This is a genomic window from Moritella sp. 28, assembly GCF_018219435.1.
In the GTDB taxonomy this organism is placed as follows: Bacteria; Pseudomonadota; Gammaproteobacteria; order Enterobacterales; family Moritellaceae; genus Moritella.
Map to the genome: position 1 here is coordinate 3,420,424 of NZ_CP056121.1, position 24,921 is coordinate 3,445,344.

The window sequence follows — 24,921 nt, forward strand, 5'->3', positions numbered from 1 at the left end:
ACTATGTCTAATACAAAATCCAGCGCCCGTATCAGGGGAGTCCGCCAACATAAAACAGCTGTTGTTGACTGACTCGACCAATTGAGTCTGCGTCTAGCCTAGACTCGTTTCACCTTTCCCCATCATTTTAGCGAAAAACTGTTTAGTTTCATATTGAATGAACAATAACGCAGGTATCAATACCAAGGTGATCAAGGTAGCAAACAAAATACCATATCCTAATGATGCCGCAGCTGGGATCAAGAACTGTGATTGTGTCGATGTTTCACCGAGTAATGGCGCAAGACCAACAAACGTAGTCACCGAGGTCAATAACACCGCGCGTAAACGGCTACTACAAGCCGTCACAATAGCATCGTGTAGTGACATTTTAGCCTCTTTCATCAACTCATTAAAACGCGAGACCAGTAACAAACTGTCATTCACCACCACGCCACTGAGCGCCAGAATACCATTTAACGATAAAATACTAATGGTCAGATCATTGAGCCAATGTCCTAATATAGCCCCAACAATACCAAACGGGATCGCAAACATAATAAGCACAGGTTGCACATACGATTTTAATGGAATAGCCAGTAATACGTAAATAGCCAACAGCGCGCCAACAAATACCGAGATCATCGAACTTGTTGTTTCCCCCTGCTCTTCTGCTTCACCCGCAAAATGTATATTTAGCTCAGGGAATTGACGCGTTAACTCTGGCACTAAATCACGCTGTAAATTCGCCACCAACTCATTCGATGCTAATATCGATTTGTCCACCGATGCAGTGAGATACACAGTACGTAAGCTATCAATCCGGGTGATCTCATCTTCTTGATATTCACTACTAATACTCGCCACACTACTCAGAGGCACAACCGTACCGTCTGGCGTACGCACACGCGCTTGCATAATATCCGCTAATGTTTGACGCTGCGCTTCAAGATAACGAACACGCACTTTCACTTCATCTTTATCACGCTGGAAACGCTGTACAATATCACCACCAAATGCTTGCAATACTTGTTGCGACAACGTCGCCGTATCCATGCCTAAACTACGGCCTTGCTCTGTTAATACAAACCGTAGCTGTGGCTGACCAGGGTTAAGATTATCATCAATACCGCTCACACCTGATATCGACTCTAACGCAGTTTTAAACTGTATGCCTGCGGCTTTCACCGTCGCATTGTCCCACGATTTTAACTCGACTTTAAAGTTATCGACCATGTGTTTACTAGCAAGAAATTTAAGCTTCTTAATCCCTTCAGGTGAACCTACTAACGCCTGCCACTCTGCAGTAAATTCAGTTGACGGATAAACAGAGTCAGCATCCAGTTCTACCGTCAACGTACCCGAACTGTCATCTTCAGCAAGGACCTGTAAACTCATAATCTCGCTATTTTCGCTGGTCGCCACAACATCGTATTTAACTAATAGATTCTTATCCGCCTGTAATGCGGCTTGCTCTATCCAAAGTAAATTCGTGTTGGTTTGACCAAAACTGGCATCATTTTGCATCACCATGTCAGCGCTCACTACTTCACCTGGTATATCAGGGAAAAATGTAACGCGTACACTGCCCGTTAATGGCAAGCCAACCACCAGAATAAACAATGCGATGAAGGCTAAGATAACGGCATAACGTAATTTTAATGACCACTCAATCACGTTACGGTAAATACGTACATTAAACCAGTTTAACCCTGCATCAGCGGTATTTTGAATACGTACCCACACACCTTTAATGCCCTTTGTCGATTGACGAGCGGTGTTTAAATGCGCTAAATGCGACGGTAGGATTAATTTAGATTCCACCATCGACAGCAATAAACAGATCGTCACGACACCTGCAAACTGCGCATAGATCTTACCAAGATTACCGTCAACATTGGCAATCGCAACAAACGCTGCCACAGTTGTCAATACACCAAACAAAGTCGGGATAGCGACTTTCATTGTGCCTTTTACCGTATTGGCGACAGTATCGCCCTCTTCTTTACGGGTGGTATAAATACTTTCACCGATCACCACTGCATCATCAACCACAATACCGAGCGCCATGATAAAACCAAAGGTGGTCATCTCGTTAATCGTCAAACCAACAAAAGCATCTTGCATAAAGAACAGGGTGCCGAATAACACAAACGGTAAACCCGCAGCAACCCAAAATGCAACGCGGATATTCAAGAATAGCGCTAGCACAATAAACACCAGTGCAATACCAGTTAACGCGTTCTTGGTTAACAGTGATAAGCGGTCTGTAATAGTGTTACTTTGATCGTACCAAGTCACCAGCTCAACATCGGCAGGTAATAACCCACGCGCATGCCATTCATCAACGACTTCCTGCGCTTGTTTCACAATCTGGGTAATGTCACCATTATCATCCATCACAATCTCAATCGCCATGCCATTTTGTTGATCATAACGGGATAATGTGTAGCTATCATCGGCAAACGAGTCCGTAACTGTCGCGATATCCGCTAAGGTAATAACACCACCACTGCTACTGGTAATCACCGGAATACTCGCGAATTCACTTTGCTGATACGCCTGCGATGATGCTTTTAAGCGCATCACTTTTTCACCATTACGTAAACTGGTCGTTAATGGCGTGGCAGATTCAGCATTGATCACTGCAGAAATATCTGCAATAGTTAGTCCGTATGCTTGTAACTTGGCTTCATCAACTTCAACAGAGATCATCGGTTCAACTTTAGCTTTAATCTCTAGATCACGAATACCTGATTTTGCTAACAGGTTGGATTTTAATTTTTCCGCTAAAGCCTGTAATGTTGCGCGATCAGCATCGCCGTATAGCTGCACCCATAAAGCATGATCCTGACGACGTGCTTTATCTATTACAGGTTTTTCAGCATCACTAGGGAAATTATTGATCGCATCAACATTGGTTTTCACATCAGTCAGTAAAGTATCGAGTGAATAACCACTGGTTTTTTCAATACTAACCGAGCTACCGTTCGCGTTAGATGTCGAAGTAATACGCTTAATACCAGCGACGGTTTCAAGCGCATCTTCAATCTTGATCGCGATGCCCTCCTCCGCTTGTTTGGCGTCACCACTGTCGTAGTTAACCGATACACGAATGGTATCTGGTTCAATACTCGGAAACGCTTCTTTGCGTAAGTTTCCTAATGCCATTACCCCAAGGAGGATGATACTAATTAGTAGTAAGTTAGCCGCTACGGAATTGGTGGCAAACCAGTTAATGACCCCCTGCAATGGATTCATAGTAGATAATTCGCTAGGTTGTGACGGACGAGTTGTTAAATCACTATGTTGTTCACTCATAATTTCACACTCGCGTTATTTATCGTCACATCAGAGACGACAGAGGCATCTGCAAGTTGCACATCACTTTGATTGGTTAACTTCGCGATCACCTGCATGCCTTGCACATAGCTGTTTAATGGACGAATGATAATGTTGGCACTGTCCATCCCCGCCATTGGCTTAATGTAACTTAATTCACCTTGAGCAAACTGCTGCTGGGCAGTGAAAGTAGCCAAGTGACCATCTGCACCTATATACCAAACTTCGCCATTTTGTGATATCGCCGACGCAGGCAATTGCCATAGATCATTCAGCGCTTTACCCTGTACTGTAGCCGTCACAAACGTACCCGGAAATAGTGGTGTTTGCTGTGCTAACGGCTGTTCAACGACAACGACCAAGGCACGTTGACGACTGTTATTATCAAGATGCTGTTCGACACGTTCAACGTAACCTTGCCACTGGCTATCACCCGTAGTGTTCGTTAAGGTAACTGGCCATTGACCCTCTACTGCCCCACTGATGTTCGGTAAACTTGACCATTGATGCGCCGATAATGGGATCTCAATCTCCATGCGGTCTGTGCTGTATAAGGTCGCAATACTATTACCCACTTGCAGATAACTGCCTAATTGCACATCTCGACTCACCACTAACGCTGAAAATGGCGCTGTAATGACGGTTTTATCTAAATCACGTTGTGCTTTAGTTAACTGGCTTTGAGCATTTTTAAACGTGGCTTGAGCGGCAATCAGCTGCGGTTCACGTAATACCAACGGGGAATCAGGATCTCCACTGATACCGGAGTTATGCCATTCCAGACGTGCTTGCTGGCCTTGACGCTTCTCTTCTAACAAGGCTAATTTAGCGTCGGCGACTGCCACTTGCGCACTGCTGAAGGCTTGCTGATAATCAATATCATTAATTTTAATAACCGCTTCGCCTCGCTTGAACTGCTTGCCTGTCGCAAAACTCTGTCCGAGGGATTCGACCTGACCACTGACTTCACTGGTGAGGGTTAATTGATAACGCGATTTTGCCTCACCATAACCAATCACTTCAGCCTGGTAACTGCCTTTAGTCACGGCCATCACCGTGACTTCGGGTAATTGCACAACAGCTTTAACAACAGGCGTATGAACAGCACTATTCGCAGTATCCATTTTGGCACCGTTATAACTCATTACGACAAAAATACTGGCTGCGGCCGCTAATGTGATCGCGATAGTAATAACATTCTTTTTCATGATGCTTCTCCAGCATTGTCTGTTGTGATGCCAAGCCCTAAGGCCAGTCCTAAATCAATACGATTAACCAGTCGGTTATAGGTGGCTTGTGTCAATTTCGATTGCAGATCAAAAGTTTGTTGCTGTACGGTAAGCAGATCTAATATATCCACCAGCCCTTGGCGGTATTTAGTTTGATAGTTAGCCTCGCTACGCTTCGCACTCGTCAACGCGTCATTAAGGTGTTGCTGCTGACGTTTTAACGACTGCTCTTGGCCCAGGCTATTTTCAACCTCGTTCACCGCTGTTAAGAGCGTTTCTTGATAAGCCCAATATGTTTGCTCGGTCGTCAATTCCGCTATTTCAATTTGGCTACGTAACTTACCTCCTTGGAATATAGGGGCTGTAAGTTGGCCTAATAAGCTCCATACCGGACTTGTTAATAACGCTTCACTGGGTGAATTGGCAATATCGGTTAACGACGCGGATAAATTGATTGACGGTAACAAGGCTTTATAAGCAACATCCGTTCGATATTGTGCAGCACTAATCTCTGCATAAGCAGCTTGTAAATCGGGACGGCGACCTAAATTTTGTTCCGGTAAACCCGCTAATGGTTGCAATACGTTAGGGAAATCACGCCCTACTTCAATCCCAGTGGAGTGCCCTAACAACAATCCTAGGTTACGTTGGTTTTTCGCTAAGGTTTCTTGCTTTTCTGCTAACGTTGCACGGGTCTGCGCGCTACTTGTACGTGCATTATCTAGCTCTTCAAGAGCCCCTAAACCACTCCGATAGCGGCTTAATACAAAATTTTCATTGTTCTCTAATACTGCTAAACGAGCAATTTCAATAGTAATTAATTGTTGCTGTAAATTAATTTGTAACCAACTGCGCATGATATTTGCCGCTAATGCATCTCGAGCGCCCTGATAAGTCGCCTCTGAGTTTTTAATATCCATGTCTGCAGCAGCGACTTCATCACTGAGCGTCTGCCAGATATCAAGTTCCCAACTCACGCTAATGTCAGTTTTATAACTTGTATCCCCATCAGCCCTCTCAGCGTTAAATCCGCCACTCACTTGCGGAATTCGTTCACTTTCCGCCACACCTTGCTGTGCATAAGCAATTTGCAAAGAAATTGCAGTTTGTTGCAAACTTGGGTTTTGCAATATCGCTTGTTCGACTAAACTAGTCAGTTCAGGTATCGCGATCAGCTCAGTTAATTGCGTAATATCAACGGCATCTTGTTGTTGATATTGCCAATGTGTTATTTCAGTCAGCGCTGAATCAGCACTTTGCTTATAATTAACCGTGCTGCTACTGCAGCCAACAACCGCTGCAACAGTAAGTGCTAACATTGAATGACGTAGTGCTAACACTGAATATCGTGATGGACTAGAATAAGCCATTGTTTATCTCCTCAATTTTACTAAGGCAAGTATAAAAAATGGAAGGTTAAGATAGGGTTAAGACGGGTAAATAAAACACAATAAACACAGTTATATATGTTTATTCACATATCATATAACTGACAAAAATTTACTGTTAAAATTGTAAAAATGAGATCTAATCAACTAAAAAAACACACTTAAGACGTATAATTAAAACTAACTCCAAATAAGGATATAAGGAATTAAATATGCCATTTGTTAACATCAAACAATCATTCTCTGAGTGGCAAGATCGTCTAAATACGCTCGCCAATCATTCAGGCTTACATTCAATCCTGATCATGGAGTCAAAACCCGACACAATGGAAGTTGTCGTTGCCAATGAACAACCTATTTATAATGTGGGAGACTGTGGCCCCAAAAGTCGGCAGCCAGGTTGCCACGAACTGTATTGCGAACGTGTTGTCGATACTGCGCAGCCGGTATTTATCCCAGATGCAAGTATTGATGAAGAATGGAAAGGCAACGAAGATTACGTGAAATTTAATCTCGGTGTTTATCTTGGGTTTCCATTGATGGCTAAAGGGGTTGTCGTTGGGACAATTTGTGCCCTAAATGATAAAACATTTGATTTTAACGAAGGTTCACCATCGGTATGCAGTGAGTTAGTGCAATTGAAAGCTGATATCGAATTAGCATTCTAATGATGCTCAACGTTAGCAGCATATATTATGTTGCTAACGTCCTTATTAACGCTCACTTTGCGTTTTTTATTACTGCTATAAAGCTGTTAATCCGCATCTAGTCACCTTTTCAATGATCAAACGTTTCATTAATTCCTTTTGAATTATCTAAATCCAGATACACTGCGATAGTATGGCTCTTCAAATCGCGTTACGTTAACCCTGCTAAAGACCATAGATATATTATTGATATAACTAACTTTATACTCCTTATTATGTAAAAGGTATAAGCAAACTGTTCCTGATTTAAGCTAACTGCTATTTTTCGGTCAAAAAACAACTTAAACTAAGCTAAATGATTAAATTCAATAGGTTTTTTTAGTAAGTGTGTAGTATGCTGCCTCATTCATAAATGAACAGCGCATTCAATACTCAAGATGAAAATAATTATCGTTACTGTTTGTTATTAATCAATAAAATTGAGATGACATTATGGATTTGATCCCCTCTCTATTACAACAAATGTGTGTTTACCTCGTGTTCGCTTATCTACTCAGCAAAACACCTATTTTCATGCCTCTATTAAATATATCCTCACGCTGGGAGCATAAACTTAGCTGTTATCTTTTATTTTCGATATTTTGCATCATGGGTAGTTATTTTGGTTTGCAATACCAAGATGCAATAGCGAATACCCGCGCAATCGGCGCTGTAATGGGGGGGTTATTTGGCGGCCCTATTGTTGGATTAGCCGTCGGCATGACAGGTGGTATACATCGTTATTTTATGGGTGGCTTTACTGATCTCGCTTGCGCTATTTCGACATCCATAGAAGGCTTGATTGGTGGTTTTTTTCACATATATCTGTTACGTAAAAATAAAATTAATGACCTATTTAAACCACACGTTATTTTTTTAATTACCTTGATTGCAGAACTAACACAGATGGCAATCTTACTTGCGGTCGCCAAACCTTACGATCAATCACTCGCATTAGTCAGTCAAATAGCGCTACCTATGATCACCGCAAACACGATTGGTGCAGTCTTATTTATGAGTATTATCGAGGATAGAAAATCTATTTTTGAAAAGTATTCAACCGCATTTTCACAACGCGCATTAAGAATTGCAGATCGCAGTGTCGGCATTCTTAATCAAGGTCTTGATACTGAAAGTGCGAAAACCATAGCAAACATTCTTTATGAAGAAACGAATGTCGGTGCGATAGCTATTACAGATAGGCACAACATTCTAGCCTTTGTTGGTATTGGTGAACGACATCATAAAGCGAATGTGCCCATTTCAAATTATACTCAACAAGCGATTAATGAAAACCGCATCGTAGACCTAAACAGCACAACTATCTACCGATGCCCTATTGATGAAAAATGCCGATTAGGCTCAGCATTAATCTTACCGTTACGTAATGGTAACAATGAGGTCGTAGGCACAATTAAATTGTACGAACTACACCGAAAGCTACTGTCTAATATCAATATATCGATGGCAAAGGGGATCGCACAATTACTGTCGAGCCAGATATTACTTGGTCACTACCAGCAGCAACAAACACTATTAACACAAGCTGAGCTTAAATTATTACATGCTCAAGTTAACCCACACTTCTTATTTAATGCGCTAACAACAATTAGTGCTGTGACACGTCGTGAACCAGATAAAGCCAGAGCTTTGATCCAGCACCTGTCACAATTTTTCCGTAGTAATCTTAAACAGAACATTGAGTCGGTAACCCTGCGTGAAGAGCTGTCTCACGTAAACGCTTATCTGACCATTGAACAAGCCCGATTAACAGATAGATTAACGGTCAATATTGATATCGACCCAGATTTGATGGATATAAGACTACCGAGTTTTACTCTACAACCCCTCATCGAAAATGCCATCAAGCACGGTATTTCAACTATGCTAGGAGCCGGTAAATTAGAGATATACAGTAAAAAAACAGCGAAAGGAACGCTTATTTTTGTCACCGACAATGCGGGTACATATGTCACAACAAAAGAAGATTCAAAAGGGTTAGGACTGAAAATAGTAGATAAAAGACTAATTAATCATTTTAATAGCAGTTCAAGTTTACAGATTTCAAGCATAGCAAATAAGCTAACTCAAATATCATTTTTACTACCGATAAGCACGATAACAATTAATAATAAGGAACACTAGCTCATGCTTAATGCTATCGTCATTGACGACGAACAGTATGCTCGTGAAGAGTTAATCGAATTATTACATGAAACCAAACAGATTCGAGTAATTCAACAAGCAGAAAATGCAATCGAAGGCTTGCAACTCATTAACAAGTTAAAGCCCGACATTATATTTTTAGATATTCAGATGCCACAGATTACGGGCATTAAGATGCTCTCGATGCTTAACCCTGACAACATGCCTAAAGTTGTGTTTTCAACAGCATATGATCAATATGCTTTGCAGGCTTTTGAAGAGAACGCTTTTGATTATCTGCTTAAGCCTATCGATCCCGCGCGATTACAAAAAACGGTAGACAGGTTAGTCAAGTCAACAACACCGCAAAACTACACTGCGATAGAGCATAAACAGTTGGCGCAAGTTCCTTGCACTGGTCACAACCGTATTCTCATTATAGCCACTGAAGATATTGAATTTGCATACAGCGGATTATCTGGTGTGTACATTAATACCGGCCAGCAAGAAACAACGAGCCAATTAACATTGAAGGTACTAGAAGAAAAGACCCCTTTAATTCGTTGTCATCGCCAGTACCTTGTTAATCTAAAAGCAATTAAAGAGATACAACTATTGGATAATAGTTTAGCTGAAATCGTGACGACAAGTGGTAAAACGTTACCCGTAAGCCGCCGTTACCTAAAACTATTAAAACAAAGCTTTGGTATTGTATAAGCATTCGGAATTCAACGGCAAAAAAATAGCCTTACCACGAAAGTGAATAAGGCTATTTTTATGCTAAAGACTGAATATAAAGAAACATTACTTAATGTGTAGAAGCACTTCTTTCACCCCTGCCAGGCTGATCTATATCCAATCTCCTTTGCATCCTTGTCAGCAACAGTGCTGTACGAGTTTAATTGATGGACGCAAGCCACCAAAAAAAATACAACAAACTCATATAGATCTCCTTATTTATATGGGCGTAATTTTAGTAAGATAACGCTATATTAATAGTGTTGATTATGTCAGTGGTTGTATGGCGACTTAAGTGGTCGATGTTACCGGTAAAATCGTTCAATTATTGAAACTAATCGTTACATTGAACATTAAACGGCAGACATAAAAAAAGCCCTTAACCATATGGCTAAGAGCTTAATGCACAATTAAGGCAAACGTTATTTAATTAAGTGACGGTCACTATAAATTAAGCACAACATTTTTTGTATTTTTTACCACTGCCACATGAGCAAGGATCATTACGGTTAGGCGTTTTTTCGAATACAGTTGTTTTTGGCTTATTTAACATACCGTCTAAATCACGGGTGTTTTCTTCTTTGTCTGCATTTACTTCAATGTTCGCGACTAATTTGGTGTCAGCTAAAATTACTTCAATTTCAGTTTTACGCTCTGGTGTTTGCACGGTCAAATTTAAAGGTAACTCGTCAGTCCCAAGCTTAATATCACGTTTAGTGTTATAGCCAGATTTAACGTGATTTAATCTCGCGTCAATACGACCTTTGAAAAACATTTTAGACATCTGCAGTTCCTAATTTTTAGATATTCTTAATTCAGTGGGCTCTTATACTATAAAACTGCCATCTTTTAAACACTAGGCTAGTTAATTAATTAAAACCGCGTCTATATCGCTAAAGGTTTCGTTATTTATGCCGTTAACCAAGTTAATTAACGCATAATGTTAAACTGTAATTATAATAATTCAAATTAAAGTGCTGATTATTACTGAAATCCAGCAACATTTTACATTTGAATTCCCTTATCGATAGGCCAGGACAATACCCTAATGAATTTAAGTCAATTTAGTATCAAGCAAAAACTGATCATAGCTATGATTAGTGCCGTTATTACCGCGACCTTACTCGTCGGGTTCGTGAGTCAAAACCTAGCCAAAGAAGTCATTGAAACACGCTTAACCAATTCTGAACTACCCGCTAAATTAATGCAGATCCGCAATCAGGTTGATAAAGAGATATCAAGCTTACAGCAGGCAGCCCAGCAAGTGGCGAGCAACCGATTTATGCTTGAGTTATTACAAACGGAACGAACCCCTGCGCAAGAAGCACAGCTTGTGCAAGTGCTTAACGATGTAAAAAGCCAATATCAGCTTATTGATGCTTCCTTTGCTAACCGTATAACCGGTGACTACTGGAATCAAAACGGGTTTTTACGTCAGCTGAATCGTCAACAAGATAACTGGTTTTTTGACTTTACCAACAGTAGTCAGCAACAGTCTGTGAGTGTATTTAAAGAAAGTAACGGCGAAATGAAACTCTTTATTAACTACCAGCAACGTAATGGGCAAGGCATGTCTGGCCTGTCAAAATCCCTCGATGAAATGGTCGATTTTATCAATCAATTTAAGCTAGAGCAAAGTGGTTTTGTTTATCTGGTGGATGCAGCAGGCATGATCCGTCTACATAATGACAGTGCGCTTATGGGTAAGACCAGCCTAATCCAACAATATGATAGCCAAGTAGCCACTTCCCTACTTAAAAAAACTGCATTCAATCTAGCGGAAACGACCGTGTCGGATCATGATACATTAATTGCCAGTAGTTATATCCCATCAATGGATTGGTATGTGATTGCCGAGTTACCGACCGAGGAAGCATTTGCCAGCTTAGCGCAAGCCAATAACAAGATCATGTTATGGACATTTGTAATTGCCCTTGCTTTTACTTTCATCGCCATCTGGTTAGGTAACAACATTACGCGTCCAATTCAACGTATCGCAGGTGTGTTTTCTGAGCTTGGTAATGGTGACGGCGATCTGCGTCAACGTATTGAGATTCAAGGACACGATGAAATTGCGCAATTGTCATTGGGCTTTAATAGTTTTATCACTAAAATCCACGATTCAATGCAAGAAGTATCACGCACTGGTGAAGCGCTCCAGGAGGCAGCAGCAGAAGTGGCAGGCCAAGCGCAGATCACTTTAGATAATAGCCATGAACAACGAGACCGCACCTTTCTGGTCGTCACTGCAATTAATGAAATGGGCGCGACAGTTAACGAGATCGCTAATAACGCATCAGCGGCAGCCGTTGAAGCCCAAAATGCAGAAACTGAAACCCGAGGTGGTCAACACGTTGTAACCCAAGCTAGTGATGTGATTAACCAGCTTGCAGGTGATGTGGATGAAGTCAGCCAAGTTATCGACTCATTAGCCAATAATACCCAGGCGATTGGTGGCATTTTAGAGGTGATAAGCAGCATTTCAGCGCAGACTAATCTACTGGCGCTTAACGCTGCGATCGAAGCGGCACGTGCGGGTGAACAAGGGCGTGGTTTTGCCGTAGTTGCAGATGAAGTACGTAGTTTAGCAAGCCGTACCGATCAATCTACCAACGAAATTCAAATAATGATTGATAACTTACAAAATGAGGCCAGCAGCGCAGTAGCAGCTATGCTAAAAAGCCGTGAGTTAACCACACAGGGCACAATCGCGACAACCGATACCTCGACAGCACTAGTATCTATTGGTGAGCGTATTGGCCATATTTCGGACATGAACACACAAGTCGCGACAGCAACAGAAGAGCAATCAACAGTGGTCAATGAAATCAATCAAAACATCGTTGAGATTAATGATATCACTCAGTGCACAGCAGATACTGCAGAAGGCTTAGCAAAGTCAAGTCATGCATTACGCGATCTTTCGATGCGCCTTGGTGATATGGTAGGCGTATTTAAGTTATAGCGGACTAGCTGGATCTAAATATATTAAAAATACCGCTTAACATAGCGTTACGCGGTATTTTTTATTCATTATCTATTGTAGATTTGACCATTAAATAACGTTGAGTGTCGCGACTAATTCCTTGTTACGTACTTCAATTGACTCTAGAACAGCTTTAATCATGGTTTGGGTTAAGTCATCTTTAAGTTTATATATTGGCATTTGGTTAAGTACTGGATTTACCACTTGCTCTGCTATTTGGATCACTTGTGGTGTAAACAAGTCCGGCATACCTTCAACCTTAACTTCATGCACCTTCATATTTGTTACGTAGAACGCGGATTTTTCTGAATTATAACTCAGTGATCCCGTTAGTCGCGTATGACCACTGTACTCTAATCCTGCCATTAATAGTTTAACATTTAATTGCAGCTCAATTTCATTCTTATCTTTCGCTAGTGCCAATACAGGTTTGCTCAGTTCAACCGTCAAAAATGAAGTTTTTCTCACTAGCGGCATGACACTCAAGACTTTCTCTTGCAGCTCTGCTTCGCTAAATTTAACCGTTAACGCCTGTGCGGGTAATACAAATGTGCACATTAATAACAAGGTGATGATTAACTTATTCATACCAGTTTTCATTATTTAACACTCTCTAGTTCGGTATTACTCTGCACTTCGCCACTAAAACCAACGCGATTATCACCGACAGAATAAGCGACAATTTGGCTAAGTTCTTGCAGACTGTAACCCGATTCTAGTCGCCATTGGTTAAAGGTGTTTTGGATCGTGGTTAAACTACGTTTGGTCATGAGCCCACCATCGATGAGTTGATGCCCACGAAAATAAGCTTCCACATCACTGCTCAAAATAAACGTATCTTTACCTAATCGACGCAATGCATACGGGCCGGTATTACCACCTAAACGACTGCCGTGTTTTTTCATATATTGCCATAAACCCACGACATCATCGGCTGGCCATTGTGCTAACCACTTAGCAACAGAGCCATGTTCGTCACAGATATCTTTGAGCCACAGCGCGTTATCACGAACTGTCTTTACCTTGGTATAGTTACGAATAATTTTAGCATCAGCCGCTTTACGCTCTAACATATCGTCAGGCATTAAGATTAGCTTATCAATGTCAAAGCCCCAGAACACCTCTTCAAATCCAGCCCACTTAATTTCAATAATTCGCCATACGAACCCTGATTTAAAGATCGCACGGGTAAACTCAGCCAACACATCGCTGTTTTGTACAGTAACGAGTTCGGCATTTGTCAGTGGTTGCGATAATAAATACGCTAACGCCTGTTCTCCGCCCTTACGTTCCGCGGCACGGTGGTATATTTTGTCGAATGATTCCATAACGTATCTCTAAACCGTTTAAATGTATTGGATAAGTGTACAGTAAATTAGCAATACAAACCAAGGTTCAGGAATATAACGATAAGGAAAAACGCTACATCATAAACATAACAACGGGCTCGAGGTTAAGCCTGAATGATAATACAACATTGTTCAGGTTTAACCTGTCTTGCTCGGTAACCGTCCAGTGGTAGCCCGCACTGATTGTGACGGCCGAGTTAACATGGTATTTAACCCCCACTTTAAATTTTGTAGCGTTATAAATAGATTGGATAGCATCCACTTCATGATCGAGGTTCACAAGGTCATATGATACATTAAAATCTATTTCATACTCAGGTGACGTAGAATACGTAACACCCAATACTGGTGATGTTAATATTGCAACGGTTTTATCTTTTTCTTGTCCTTCAATTCTTGCGACTAAAGCACTAACGCCAAGATTAACCGAACCATATATCTCCGCATATTCATGAACCCTAAATGTCTTTGACAAACCAACCGTAATATCCGTTGATTTAGCCGATGCATCGCTGACTTCTGATATGTCACTTTTTTTATCAATGAATGTTTTGAAATGTACATCTTCCGACATTTCATTTTCTGTATTCAACGTCCATGTGTCTTCTGCATAGCTCAATTCAATATTACTATGGTAAAAAGACTCCGCGGCAGCCAATGGGCTTAAAGCAAGTAAGCTCACCGCAGATAAAACAGATTTAATCGACATCAATGTCTACTCATCACTTAGTTAAGGTATAACCTTATTATCGACAGGCAGAGCAATTACTCCAGTTAAAATTACAAAAAACGCGCAACTTAATGAAAAGTAAGGCGCGTTTATATTCTCGAAATGCTATTTATGCCAGCGTTTAAATATCAGTGATGTGTTGATCCCACCAAAGGCGAAGTTATTAGTCATCACAACATCAGTGTGTATCTCACGGCCTTCACCGCGAATATAATCAAGATCGCCACATTCAGGCGCGATATTATCTAAGTTGATTGTCGGTGCGAACCAGTTGTCTTGCATCATGTTGATTGATGCCCACGCTTCAATTGCGCCACAAGCACCAAGGGTATGACCTAAATAACTCTTTAATGAGCTGATTGGTTTTTTACCTAACGCATTGGCAGTGGCGATGGTTTCGGCAATGTCGCCTCGGTCCGTTGCTGTACCATGGGCGCACACATAACCAATTTCATCGATATCAATCTTGGCATCTTCCACCGCTTGTTCAATGGCTACTTGCATAGTTGCCGCGGTTGGTTGGGTCACGTGTTTACCGTCAGAGTTACAACCAAAACCAATGATCTCAGCGTAAACCGTCGCGCCACGCGCAAGGGCATGTTCCAACTCTTCTAGAATCAGCGTACATGCGCCTTCACCAATCACCAAGCCATCACGATCAGTATCAAATGGTCGCGGTGTGAGCGCTGGTGTATCATTTTTAACACTTGTTGCATACAAGGTATCAAATACCGCCGCTTCGGTAATACAAAGCTCTTCAGCACCACCAGCAACCATCAAATCTTGACGACCAAATTTAATCGCTTCATACGCATAACCAATGCCTTGTGAACCCGACGTACAGGCCGAACTTGTGGTAATAACACGTCCCGTCAAACCGAAGAATACGCCTACGTTTACTGGTGCGGTGTGTGACATAGTTTGGATATAACTGGTCGCCGTTACGCCAGACATGTTACCCGTGTCCATCATGCGGCTAAAATTAACCAGTGGTTCAGTCGAACCCACTGATGAACCGTACGAAATACCCGTGCGACCATCGGTTAATGCTGGGTGGTCTAATAATTGCGCTTGCTCTAACGCCAACTCTGTTGCACGTGTCGACATTAATGATACGCGCCCCATTGAGCGAACTTGTTTACGCTTATAATGGGCTGGTTTTTCAAAATGCAGGACAGGTGCTGCTAAGCGGGTATTAAGCCCATCAAGATAATCCCATTCAGGCATCACTTTAACAGCATTTTCACCTTTTTCTAGACCAGCTTTAAACGTCGCCCAATCGTCACCAAGTGCAGTGACCGCAGACATACCTGTAACAACAACTCTTCTCATTAGATTAGCCCACCGTTTACAGAAATAACTTGGCGAGTGATATAAGCCGCACAATCAGACATTAAGAATGACACTGTACCTGCCACTTCTTCCGGTTTACCCATACGTTTTAATGGGATCATTTTTTTGATTTCATCGAGCGGTAAGTCATTGGTCATGTCTGATTCGATTAACCCTGGAGCTACACTGTTTACAGTGATCTTACGTTTTGCTAGCTCAAGCGATAACGCTTTTGATGCTGCAATAATACCGCCTTTTGCTGCGCTGTAATTCACTTGACCACGGTTACCCATGAGGCCAGAAACAGAGGCCATAGTAACGATACGACCGCCTTTTCTAGCGCGTACCATTGGCATTACCGTTGGATGAATCACATTGTAAAAACCGTCTAAGCCAGTACGGATCACATCATCCCAGTCTTCGCCTTCCATTGATGGGAATGCCATATCACGCGTAATACCCGCATTACACACCACGCCATAATACGCGCCATGTTCAGCGATGTCCGCTTCGATGCTTGCTTTTGCTGCCGCTCTATCGCACACATCAAATTGTAATAAGCTCGTGCTTTGACCCAGTTCAGCAATTTGAGCACAAGTATCCTGCGCCGCTTCAACGCCAGAACGGCAATGAACCGTAATATCAAAGCCGTCTTTTGCTAATTGCAGTGCGATCGCTTTACCCAGTCCACGACTTGAGCCTGTTACTAAAATACGTTTACTCATGATTATCCTTTAAAAATTGTGCGGGATCCTGCGGTTGGAATACGTTGATTTTAGCTTTTGCTAGCACCGCATCGTCTTCATCTTTTATAACGCAATCAAAAACACACAGTCCTGATTCGTCTTGAATTAGTTTTTTGGCTTCAATTAACAAGGTTTGCGCTACTCTAAATACACCCACTTCGGCGTTATATTTACGAGAACCTAATAGAAAGCCAATTTTCACCTCACCAGCATCATCCAGTGCATGCGCACCACCATAAGCCGCGATGGTTTGCGCCATATATTCGCAGCCGACATAACTTGGTACGCCTTGTTTAGCGCAATCATAGAAAGGTATCGTGGGCGTAATAGTCACTCGGCAACAGACGTTTTCGTCGTCATAACTCACCAACTCATCAATTAAGATCATCGGTGCGCTATGCGGTAAGACATCTGCAATTGGATATTTTCTCACTACTGTAGATTGGTTCACTGCTGTTTTCCTATCACTAAACTGATATTGTTACCGCCAAAAGCAAATGAATTACTCATGCAGGTTTGTAACTTATTCTTAGCTGTACGATCGGCATTGGCCTTTGCATCCACTAGGTTTATCGTAGCAAGGCTGTTATCTACCTCACCATCGCTCACATTGGCCGGCACTTTATGTTCTGGGTTATATTCATCATGAAGTAATAACCAACAAATACCCGCCTCTAATGCTCCTGCTGCGCCTAGCGTATGGCCTGTCATGCCTTTTGTTGAACTACACAATACTTCACTTCCACAAGCGTTAGACATGGCTTTAGCTTCCATGTCATCATTCTTTGGTGTGCCAGTACCGTGTAGATTGACATAATCTATTTGTGAGCCTTGTAACTGCGCTTCGGCCAATGCTACTTGCATCGCCCGTAATGCGCCCTCTCCTTCTGGGTGCGGCGCTGATAAATGGTGGGCATCAGAGGTTTCAGCCGCCCCTAACAATTGAATGCCACCTTGCTCTTTGGTGACGACAAATAACGCCGATGCTTCACCGATATTAATACCATCACGGTCTGTCGCAAATGGGTTATTCATTGCAGTCGCTGTTGAGGCCAATGCTTTAAAGCCATTGACGGTAAGCTTTGCTAAACTATCAACACCACCGGCAATAACCACATCAGCTAAGTCAGCATCCAGTAATGCCTGTGCACTGACTAACGCTTTACCACTAGATGAACAGGCTGTCGAAATACTGTAAACCGGTCCTTTAGCCTGACATAAATCCGCTATAAACTGCGCTGTGGTACCCATTTCCTGCACTTTATAATGATAGTTTTCTGGGTATTCGCCTGTCGCCATTTTTTGCTTTAATGCTTGTTCGCCGTATTCAATGCCTGCAGTACTGGTACCAATCACCACTGCGATACGTTGTTGCCCAAACTCAGTTATCAGAGGCGCAAGCGTATCGGCAATTTGTAAATAAGCCAACTGACTAAGCTTATCATTACGGGTGAGTATTTTATCAAAAGTTGCATCAACGACACGACCCACATACTGAGGTTCTGCAATTGGCAACTCGCTATCAAGTACCAATCCACCTCGGTAACCCTTTAGTAGTGCAGCAGCGACAGATGCTTTCGAATCACCTAAAGCACATACCACACCAAAATCTTTTAGACAGATACTCACAGTGACACCTTACTTAATTCTGTTATTGTTATTTGATAATCGCGCAGTAAATGCTTAAGGATATAACGATTATCGAACTTTTCTACCGTCAAAATGACCTGACCATTTTTCGTTAATGTACGCGTCCAATCTGTTGAGGTTTGCCCCTCATGATTGCTAAATTCTTCTCTAAACGAACCATTGGTCGCTGACTGTAATTGCGCCAACGGCCAGTTAACCCATTGCAGATCTGCGATCACATAACTGATATCTAATCCCGGTACGGGCACATATTGGTTAATCACAGCCTCGTCATTCACGCTCCACAATACATCAAACAACGGAATACCTGAGGGTGTCATCGCCACCAATTTAATTTGCGTTTCAGTAAATTCGACTTGTGCTAATAAACTTTGGGCTTCACCATTAAACTCGGCTTCAATTAATTGCGTTTTCGCCTGCATCTGTAATGCTTCTGGTGGTGCAGTAAGTTGTAAGGTGACACCCGGTGCCATCGCGACTAAATGGCTTTGTTGCATACTAATACAGCCAGTTAATAATAAGGCCGTTAATAACACAGCGGTTAATCTCGGCAAGCTTAGTCTCGGCAAACAGGTCCACTTCATTTTACTACCTCAATACTGTTATTACTCACATCGTCACCTCGACTTTCTGTCTCAACTTGTTTGGTACTCAGAACCGTGACTTGTTTTGCACTTAATGGCGATAATAGAAATACTAACAAGATCCCAAACATAACAGTTAAGCCGAAACTTTCTACCGCAGGTGTCACACTTAAGGCAAGTACACCAAATACCAGCGCAGATGAAATAGCCGATAAAGTTATCGCTAAAACGGTATTACGCTGCAATCCATGTTCTTGATAAAAAATAACATAATCAATTGCTAAAGCGAGAATAAGTAATACCGCTAACAGGTTGAAGATATTAAGATGACCTAAGCTTAATTGCGTTAATAACAAGGCACCGCCAGCACTGACCATAATACTTAATAACCCTAGCAAGCCTTGCATCAAGCCAAAACGTAAACACAGCACAATCGTCACCACTAATATCGCACCTGCGAACAGTAATAATAACGCTTGGCGATAATGGCTTAATGCCGCAGACACTTCCGCAGGTTTATTATCAATACTCATGTCAGGTTGATCTGCGATCCATTGCTGTAAGTCAGTATTTAATGCCACACCTGAGGTTTCAACCCACAAGGCGTACTTCATCGTCGCTTTCTTATCTACACTCTCATCTATACTCTTGGTATCTTGGTTTTGATACTTATATTGAAAAATGTACACAGCAGATAGGGCCTGTAATGGACCAGAATTAAACGCATCTAACGTTAACGGCTTAAATCCATCTACCGTATCAGTTAACCCTAAGATCGCTAATCCCTGCTGGAAAATCTGTTGTTGCTCAGCGTCTTTAAGCAGATCGTTGCTTGCTTGTTGTTTCGCAACGGACGGCAACAAGCTGGCAATACTCTTCACGGTTAAACCTTGCTGTTGTGAATGCTGCAATCGTGCAAGTAAGACTTCTTGGCGTTGCAATAAGGTTTCGCTATCATCCGCGGTAATCACAATGCGTTGACTGTGTTGGTAACCCATTAGCTTCGCCATTTTGATTTCGTTATCAATCAAAAATGCGGGACTGGAATTAAGCAACCGAATATCGTCATTAAAATTAATGTCATCGATGACGATCACACTGACTAACCCTAAGCTCAGTAAGGCAAAGACGAGTCGGCGTTGCTGGTGCAGTCTTGTTAACCAGGTATTTAGCTTATCTGTTAACGTCCAAACACTTGGCGTTACGCTGATGTTGCCACTTAGATTTAAATAAGGCAGTAATAGCAGCACAGTTAACAGTGCGCCAAACAAGCCAAAGATCATGAATACTGCAACTTGACTCAATAAGGATAACGGCGACATGATTAGTGCTGCATAACCTAATGCAGTCGTGATAAACCCTAAACACAAGGCGGTACGAATCGATTTAATACCGCCTCCAGTATTACTATTACTAACACTGAGACTAACAAAGGCATGAAAACAATAATCAATAACAATACCAATTAAGGTCACAGCAAAGACTAAAGTGAGTAAATGCAATTGATTGAATAAAGTAACGACCGCCGTTAATCCATAAATGATCGAGATGGCTAATACCAGCAGAGACAGATTAACGGGCTTTGCACTGCGAAATACCGCTAAAATCATTAATAACACAGCCAATAATGAGATCACGCCAAAGGTCGACATTTCATATTCAGCTTGCTGACTGGATTCTGCAGTATGGAATAATACTCCACTATAAAGCACATCCACATCGAACTTGGTTTCTAATCTTTGAAATTCTGCCTGTAACTGCGTCGAAAATGCTTGAGTTTGCTTCACAGAGAAACCATCAACATTAACCTTAATAGGCATAATGTAATGTTTTAACCCATCTTTATGAACGACAATAATGCCCTGTTCAGTTTCAAACGATTGTAACTGGGTTAAACCTGTCGCTAAAAAATCAGCCAAATTCAATCGTGGGGAAATAGCTAAACTACCGCTAACGAACGGATCGCTTACTTGCGTCAGTTTACCTAAGACAAAATTATTAATTGCTTGTGGTTCGGTTAACAAGGCTTGATAGTCATCGGTCATGACACTGTCACGATAAGGCTGATAAAACGCAATCACATCGCTGATATCAGGGACTGTCATTGATTCGTTTTCAATGCCAGTAAACGACGTAATAGTATTAGCTAATTGGTGATACGCAGGAATAGCTTGTTCACCTGAAATCGCCACTAATACCCGTTGATTCGCTTGTTGGAATAAGGCCGACTTGGCTTGGTTTATATCTTGCTGCTGACTCGCTTGCGCTTGGCTGTCGGTCGGTAATAACGACAGTATATTCGTCTCTATTTTCCATTGACCCCAACCAAGTTGATAACCCGCTAATAGCAATACCACAACCAATTGGAGCAAGTAACATTTAAGTCCAAACTTATTATTGCAGCCACTAAAGTTAGAGTTGCTCACGAATAGCCTTTGGCAGTTCATCAACCGCAGTCAAACTAAGTTCAATCTCGGTACGGTTACCAGAGGTTTCAAATAATACTAAATGATCGACAGTATCCTTCCCGCATAGCTCAATCACCCTCATAACTTTCGCTATCACCGCATCTTTCGGCGTTAATTCAATGCAAGTTTGGTTTGAAGATGCTGCTTTTGTTAATGATGTGGTCGCTAAGCTAAATTGAGTTTCGAGCGCAGCAAGATCACCAGACAAGGCGCTCATGAGCACGCTTGCAATTGGTGTAGCATTATTGATCTGCTTTTGCTGTTGACGGTGGTCGATGGAAAATAGCCCTTCTTCCTTGAGTATCATGGTCGAGGCAATCGGTTTACTGGTATGCCAGACAAAGCCTAAAGCTTGATCTAAAAACAGTTCACCACTGGAGATCACTGGATTCTTCAATACCGTGAAATACTTGTGTTGCACAAATGTGCCACTGGCTATCGCCAGCGGTTTAAACTGCGATAATAGTGCCAGTGGTGCTGCTGAGCCTTTAATTTTACCCGAGCTTAAATCTTTAGCATCATCGGCAGCAAACACATTGCCAGTCAATGACAGTAAGAGCAGCAGTCGTAGCCAACTACCCATTCAGTTCACCCTTTAACTTATCAGTAAAGACAGGTGGTGTCACAAATTGCAATTCTTCCGTTTCTAAATCAACAGCTAACTGAATAGTCGATGCTTTAGTTAACTTCTTACCTGTATCTAAGCAGGTGATTACATACTCCATTTTCAAGCGAGATTCCACTTCAACTAAATGTGCATCCACTTTTATCTTCTGAGCATAACGCGCCGAAGCAATATACTTCACGCGCATATCAACAATTGGCCACATATAGCCTGATTTACTCATATCTTCATAATCAAAATTCATTTTACGTAATAGCGCGCTGCGAGCGACTTCAAAGTAACGTGCATAATTACCGTGCCACACGATTTGCATCGGATCGCAATCATGAAACGGTACGTCAATAATAACGGATTCTGATAACAGACTATTTTTGCTCATTTATGTATTACCTTGCTTGTATCTTGTATCTTGTTTTTTGTGTAAAGATTATTGATAAAGCGCCCAACGCTGCGTTTGAATCGCATCAATTGTAAAGCGTAATAAACTATCCATTGGTCGGTCTTCTACTAATGGTTCGAAGAAGCTGCAAATGTCGTTATACATAGCTTGAACAGCGACAGGTAAACTTGCCAAATCTAACTCTTTACGTTCAATACGAATACGTAGGCCTTGTACTGTCGCCAATAATGTCGTCGCTAATACTTGCTCTGTCAGCTGTAAAACACGCATTGCATCACGCGAGGCAATCGTGCCCATACTCACTTTGTCTTGGTTATGACATTCAGTAGAGCGTGAGAAAACACTGGCAGGCATGGTTTGTTTTAATGCTTCTGCTGTGTACGCAGATGCACCAATCTGCATGGCTTTGAAACCATGGTTAATATAACGGCGCGATTCATCACTCATCGATAAGTTTGATGGCAAGCCGTTATTGTATTTGCTATCAACCAAAGACGCTAACTGACGGTCAGCAAGATCAGCTAGGTTAGCAACCGCTGTTTTCATACTGTCCATAGCCATCGCGATATGACCACCGTAAAAATGACCACCGTGTAATACGTGTTCACCTTGGCCATCAATAATCGGGTTATCGTTTGCAGAGTTCAGCTCGTTCTCAATCATTTGGCGGAACCAAGGCAGTGAATCTTGCAATACTCCGATAACGTGCGGCGCACAACGAATCGAATAACGATCTTGCAAACGGTCTGCATTACGTGGGTGTTCTGCGTGATTCAAATCATTACGGATCCAGGTAGCGACTTGTTGCTGACCTGGGTGTGGTTTTACCGAGAATAAGATCTCATCGAAATGATGGCTATTACCTTGAATAGACAAGCTCGCCATGGCAGTAATACGCGCCGCTAATTTAGTGAGGTAGTTAGCACGATCAAAGGCTAAACAAGCAACGGCTGTCATTACTGCCGTGCCATTCATGATCGCTAACCCTTCTTTAGGTCGTAGCACTAATGGCGTTAGACCTAACTCTGCCATGACTTCACCACTATTGCGGATCTGGTCTTTATAATACACATCACGTTCGCCAACTAATGCGCCAGCAACATAAGATAATGGCGTTAAATCACCACTTGCACCCACCGACCCTTCTTGTGGGATCGCCGGAATAATATCGTGTTCTAAATAGGCCGCCAATAAATGCAGCATTTCCCAGCTTACGCCAGAATAGCCTTGTGCTAAAGAATTAAGTCGGGTAGCCAAAATAGCACGGCCTTCAACAGTGCTAAATAATTGCCCTAAACCACAACCATGAAAACGAGTAAGGTGTAATGGTAATTCATGTACTAGATGAAGCGGTACTTTTACTGTAACAGAATCACCATAACCTGTGGTTACACCATAAATAACACCATCTTCTTTTAATAAGCTATCTAAGAACGCGAGCGCTGAATCGATCTTAGTCGTTAACTCTGGTGCATCACTGATACTGACATGCTTTTCTTGTTTCGCAATTGCAACGATATCTTCAATCGTTAAACGTGATTCGCCAAACTTAATTGTTGCTTTAGTGGTAGCCACTGACTTCTCCAAACTATTTCTTACGTTCTACTTTATGGTCTTCTTGCCAAAAATCAAAAAAGTTAAACCATTGATACGGGTACTGCAAGCAAAAGTGTTCTAACCTTTGTGCGTATTGATTAATCAGCTCGCCAATATCGGCTTGTCTGGTTTTACGTGCAAACTTCAATTTATCTGATACATGTTCGAAGATAAGGCGATATTTGTCACCGTCTTTCAAACAAAATAGATAATACACAGGGCATTCCAGCAAAGAAGCTAGAATAAATGGCCCTTGTGAAAACGGCGCTTTCTGGCCTAAAAATTCGGCATAAACGACTCGCCCAGGAGACGTCGTACTGGTGCGGTCTCCCACAATAACGACCTTCTCACCCGCTTCTACACGTTGTTTTAATAAAATGGCTAAATCAACACCCACATCTGACACTTGAATGAAGTTAACATTCACATTGGGGTTAATCTTTTGCATTATTTTATTAAATTCAACGGCGTGATGAGTAAATACCAATACATTAATACGGGTTTTATACTTACCGACACTGAGCGTGCGACATACTTCCAAATTACCCAAGTGCGAGCCAATAAATACCGCGCCTTGACTCGTTTCTAATAAGTGTCTAAATTTATCAGTGTAATCACACTCCACTTGTTCCATGGTTATTTTACCCGTCCAAGCATCTATTTTATCAAATGCGCTTTGGGCAAAAATATAGAAATGTTTGATACCTTCTCGATGACCCGGCTGTTTCGAACTGCCTTTACGCTTTGCAACTTTACCAAGGTAATTTAACGATGCTTTTTTGCTTTCTCCACCAGTGAAATACAAATACACAATGACAGGGTAAAGAATAATAGACAAACCAGTACGGCCTAGAATACGGTAACAAAGCAGCAGTGTTTTCATACCAATATAGGTACCGCGCTCTTGCATTTTTGACCAGTGAACTGTGGTAGTCATATCGTTATTCT

The 24,921-nt window shown here is 41.8% G+C and carries 21 protein-coding genes; 4 read left to right on the plus strand and 17 right to left on the minus strand.

The genetic code is table 11. The features are described 5' to 3' along the window. Positions 1–93 precede the first annotated feature (93 nt). Genes HWV02_RS15085 through HWV02_RS15095 form a run of 3 tightly spaced genes read right to left on the minus strand, consistent with a single transcriptional unit; the run spans position 94 to position 5,920 of the window. Positions 94–3,300, minus strand: a complete 3,207-nt coding sequence (locus HWV02_RS15085; protein WP_370629407.1) for an efflux RND transporter permease subunit — start codon at positions 3,298–3,300, stop codon at positions 94–96. Continuing rightward, the gene (locus HWV02_RS15090; protein WP_211688503.1) at positions 3,297–4,529 is read right to left on the minus strand and encodes an efflux RND transporter periplasmic adaptor subunit; all 1,233 of its coding nucleotides are present in this window, start codon (positions 4,527–4,529) and stop codon (positions 3,297–3,299) included. The genes HWV02_RS15085 and HWV02_RS15090 overlap by 4 nt, the downstream gene beginning before the upstream one ends. Beyond that, on the minus strand, positions 4,526–5,920 hold the full coding sequence (locus tag HWV02_RS15095; protein WP_211688505.1) for a TolC family protein: 1,395 nt from the start codon (positions 5,918–5,920) through the stop codon (positions 4,526–4,528). Before HWV02_RS15095 ends, HWV02_RS15090 begins: the two co-directional genes overlap by 4 nt. Before the next feature lie 230 nt (positions 5,921–6,150). On the opposite strand from HWV02_RS15095, the gene HWV02_RS15100 reads away from it, so the two are divergent. From HWV02_RS15100 to btsR, 3 genes are all read left to right on the plus strand, one after another. Further along, a complete protein-coding gene (locus HWV02_RS15100; protein ID WP_211676597.1) occupies positions 6,151–6,606 on the plus strand; it encodes a GAF domain-containing protein in 456 nt (151 codons plus the stop codon). 471 nt (positions 6,607–7,077) lie between these two features. After that, positions 7,078–8,769 (plus strand): sensor histidine kinase, encoded by a 1,692-nt coding sequence (locus tag HWV02_RS15105; RefSeq protein ID WP_211676598.1) that lies wholly within the window; start codon positions 7,078–7,080, stop codon positions 8,767–8,769. A 3-nt stretch (positions 8,770–8,772) separates the two neighbouring features. Then, complete coding sequence (btsR, locus tag HWV02_RS15110; protein ID WP_211676599.1) at positions 8,773–9,486, plus strand: two-component system response regulator BtsR; 714 nt, start codon at positions 8,773–8,775, stop codon at positions 9,484–9,486. Between the two features lie 472 nt (positions 9,487–9,958). Here btsR and HWV02_RS15115 read toward each other — a convergent pair whose 3' ends face one another. Then, complete coding sequence (locus HWV02_RS15115; RefSeq protein WP_211676600.1) at positions 9,959–10,291, minus strand: PBPRA1643 family SWIM/SEC-C metal-binding motif protein; 333 nt, start codon at positions 10,289–10,291, stop codon at positions 9,959–9,961. A gap of 264 nt (positions 10,292–10,555) precedes the next feature. Between HWV02_RS15115 and HWV02_RS15120 the strand changes: the two genes are divergently transcribed. Next, positions 10,556–12,472 (plus strand): methyl-accepting chemotaxis protein, encoded by a 1,917-nt coding sequence (locus HWV02_RS15120; RefSeq protein ID WP_211688507.1) that lies wholly within the window; start codon positions 10,556–10,558, stop codon positions 12,470–12,472. Between the two features lie 90 nt (positions 12,473–12,562). On the opposite strand, the gene HWV02_RS15125 is transcribed toward HWV02_RS15120, so the two are convergent. The 13 genes from HWV02_RS15125 to HWV02_RS15185 all read right to left on the minus strand — a co-directional run bounded on the left by HWV02_RS15125 (position 12,563) and on the right by HWV02_RS15185 (position 24,910). Then, complete coding sequence (locus tag HWV02_RS15125) at positions 12,563–13,081, minus strand: DUF1439 domain-containing protein (protein WP_255550363.1); 519 nt, start codon at positions 13,079–13,081, stop codon at positions 12,563–12,565. Between the two features lie 11 nt (positions 13,082–13,092). Then, positions 13,093–13,821, minus strand: a complete 729-nt coding sequence (locus HWV02_RS15130) for a DNA-3-methyladenine glycosylase I (protein WP_211688510.1) — start codon at positions 13,819–13,821, stop codon at positions 13,093–13,095. A 94-nt stretch (positions 13,822–13,915) separates the two neighbouring features. Further along, positions 13,916–14,551: an outer membrane beta-barrel protein gene (locus tag HWV02_RS15135; protein WP_211688512.1), complete on the minus strand. Its 636-nt coding sequence runs from the start codon at positions 14,549–14,551 to the stop codon at positions 13,916–13,918. Between the two features lie 126 nt (positions 14,552–14,677). Continuing rightward, entirely contained in the window at positions 14,678–15,904 is a 1,227-nt protein-coding gene (locus HWV02_RS15140; RefSeq protein WP_211688514.1) for a beta-ketoacyl-ACP synthase, read from the minus strand. Further along, positions 15,904–16,629: a 3-oxoacyl-ACP reductase FabG gene (gene fabG / locus HWV02_RS15145; protein WP_211672260.1), complete on the minus strand. Its 726-nt coding sequence runs from the start codon at positions 16,627–16,629 to the stop codon at positions 15,904–15,906. Before fabG ends, HWV02_RS15140 begins: the two co-directional genes overlap by 1 nt. After that, on the minus strand, positions 16,622–17,083 hold the full coding sequence (locus HWV02_RS15150) for a hotdog family protein (RefSeq protein WP_211690598.1): 462 nt from the start codon (positions 17,081–17,083) through the stop codon (positions 16,622–16,624). Before HWV02_RS15150 ends, fabG begins: the two co-directional genes overlap by 8 nt. 14 nt (positions 17,084–17,097) lie before the next feature. Beyond that, positions 17,098–18,279 (minus strand): beta-ketoacyl-ACP synthase, encoded by a 1,182-nt coding sequence (locus tag HWV02_RS15155; protein WP_211688516.1) that lies wholly within the window; start codon positions 18,277–18,279, stop codon positions 17,098–17,100. Continuing rightward, entirely contained in the window at positions 18,276–18,884 is a 609-nt protein-coding gene (locus tag HWV02_RS15160; RefSeq protein WP_211688518.1) for a DUF3261 domain-containing protein, read from the minus strand. The genes HWV02_RS15155 and HWV02_RS15160 overlap by 4 nt, the downstream gene beginning before the upstream one ends. After that, a complete protein-coding gene (locus HWV02_RS15165; protein WP_255550367.1) occupies positions 18,881–21,310 on the minus strand; it encodes an MMPL family transporter in 2,430 nt (809 codons plus the stop codon). Before HWV02_RS15165 ends, HWV02_RS15160 begins: the two co-directional genes overlap by 4 nt. After that, entirely contained in the window at positions 21,297–21,935 is a 639-nt protein-coding gene (locus HWV02_RS15170) for an outer membrane lipoprotein carrier protein LolA (protein WP_211688522.1), read from the minus strand. The genes HWV02_RS15165 and HWV02_RS15170 overlap by 14 nt, the downstream gene beginning before the upstream one ends. Continuing rightward, positions 21,928–22,356 carry a thioesterase family protein gene (locus tag HWV02_RS15175; RefSeq protein ID WP_211688524.1) on the minus strand — a complete coding sequence of 143 codons (429 nt, stop codon included), beginning with the start codon at positions 22,354–22,356 and terminating at the stop codon, positions 21,928–21,930. The genes HWV02_RS15170 and HWV02_RS15175 overlap by 8 nt, the downstream gene beginning before the upstream one ends. A gap of 48 nt (positions 22,357–22,404) precedes the next feature. Next, positions 22,405–23,952 (minus strand): histidine ammonia-lyase, encoded by a 1,548-nt coding sequence (gene hutH, locus HWV02_RS15180; RefSeq protein WP_211676611.1) that lies wholly within the window; start codon positions 23,950–23,952, stop codon positions 22,405–22,407. Positions 23,953–23,965: 13 nt separating this feature from the next. Further along, complete coding sequence (locus HWV02_RS15185) at positions 23,966–24,910, minus strand: acyltransferase (RefSeq protein WP_211676612.1); 945 nt, start codon at positions 24,908–24,910, stop codon at positions 23,966–23,968. Positions 24,911–24,921: the final 11 nt, after the last annotated feature.

What these genes read in the sequence shown, in the direction of transcription:
- HWV02_RS15140 (WP_211688514.1), bottom strand. Translation starts at nt 15,904, where the DNA reads ATGAGAAGAGTTGTTGTTACAGGTATGTCTGCGGTCACTGCACTTGGT.
- HWV02_RS15185 (WP_211676612.1), bottom strand. Translation starts at nt 24,910, where the DNA reads ATGACTACCACAGTTCACTGGTCAAAAATGCAAGAGCGCGGTACCTAT.
- HWV02_RS15100 (WP_211676597.1), top strand. Translation starts at nt 6,151, where the DNA reads ATGCCATTTGTTAACATCAAACAATCATTCTCTGAGTGGCAAGATCGT.
- HWV02_RS15115 (WP_211676600.1), bottom strand. Translation starts at nt 10,291, where the DNA reads ATGTCTAAAATGTTTTTCAAAGGTCGTATTGACGCGAGATTAAATCAC.
- HWV02_RS15095 (WP_211688505.1), bottom strand. Translation starts at nt 5,920, where the DNA reads ATGGCTTATTCTAGTCCATCACGATATTCAGTGTTAGCACTACGTCAT.
- HWV02_RS15105 (WP_211676598.1), top strand. Translation starts at nt 7,078, where the DNA reads ATGGATTTGATCCCCTCTCTATTACAACAAATGTGTGTTTACCTCGTG.
- btsR (WP_211676599.1), top strand. Translation starts at nt 8,773, where the DNA reads ATGCTTAATGCTATCGTCATTGACGACGAACAGTATGCTCGTGAAGAG.
- HWV02_RS15090 (WP_211688503.1), bottom strand. Translation starts at nt 4,529, where the DNA reads ATGAAAAAGAATGTTATTACTATCGCGATCACATTAGCGGCCGCAGCC.
- fabG (WP_211672260.1), bottom strand. Translation starts at nt 16,629, where the DNA reads ATGAGTAAACGTATTTTAGTAACAGGCTCAAGTCGTGGACTGGGTAAA.
- HWV02_RS15175 (WP_211688524.1), bottom strand. Translation starts at nt 22,356, where the DNA reads ATGAGCAAAAATAGTCTGTTATCAGAATCCGTTATTATTGACGTACCG.
- HWV02_RS15085 (WP_370629407.1), bottom strand. Translation starts at nt 3,300, where the DNA reads ATGAGTGAACAACATAGTGATTTAACAACTCGTCCGTCACAACCTAGC.
- HWV02_RS15120 (WP_211688507.1), top strand. Translation starts at nt 10,556, where the DNA reads ATGAATTTAAGTCAATTTAGTATCAAGCAAAAACTGATCATAGCTATG.
- HWV02_RS15160 (WP_211688518.1), bottom strand. Translation starts at nt 18,884, where the DNA reads ATGAAGTGGACCTGTTTGCCGAGACTAAGCTTGCCGAGATTAACCGCT.
- HWV02_RS15130 (WP_211688510.1), bottom strand. Translation starts at nt 13,821, where the DNA reads ATGGAATCATTCGACAAAATATACCACCGTGCCGCGGAACGTAAGGGC.
- HWV02_RS15125 (WP_255550363.1), bottom strand. Translation starts at nt 13,081, where the DNA reads ATGAATAAGTTAATCATCACCTTGTTATTAATGTGCACATTTGTATTA.
- HWV02_RS15135 (WP_211688512.1), bottom strand. Translation starts at nt 14,551, where the DNA reads ATGTCGATTAAATCTGTTTTATCTGCGGTGAGCTTACTTGCTTTAAGC.
- HWV02_RS15170 (WP_211688522.1), bottom strand. Translation starts at nt 21,935, where the DNA reads ATGGGTAGTTGGCTACGACTGCTGCTCTTACTGTCATTGACTGGCAAT.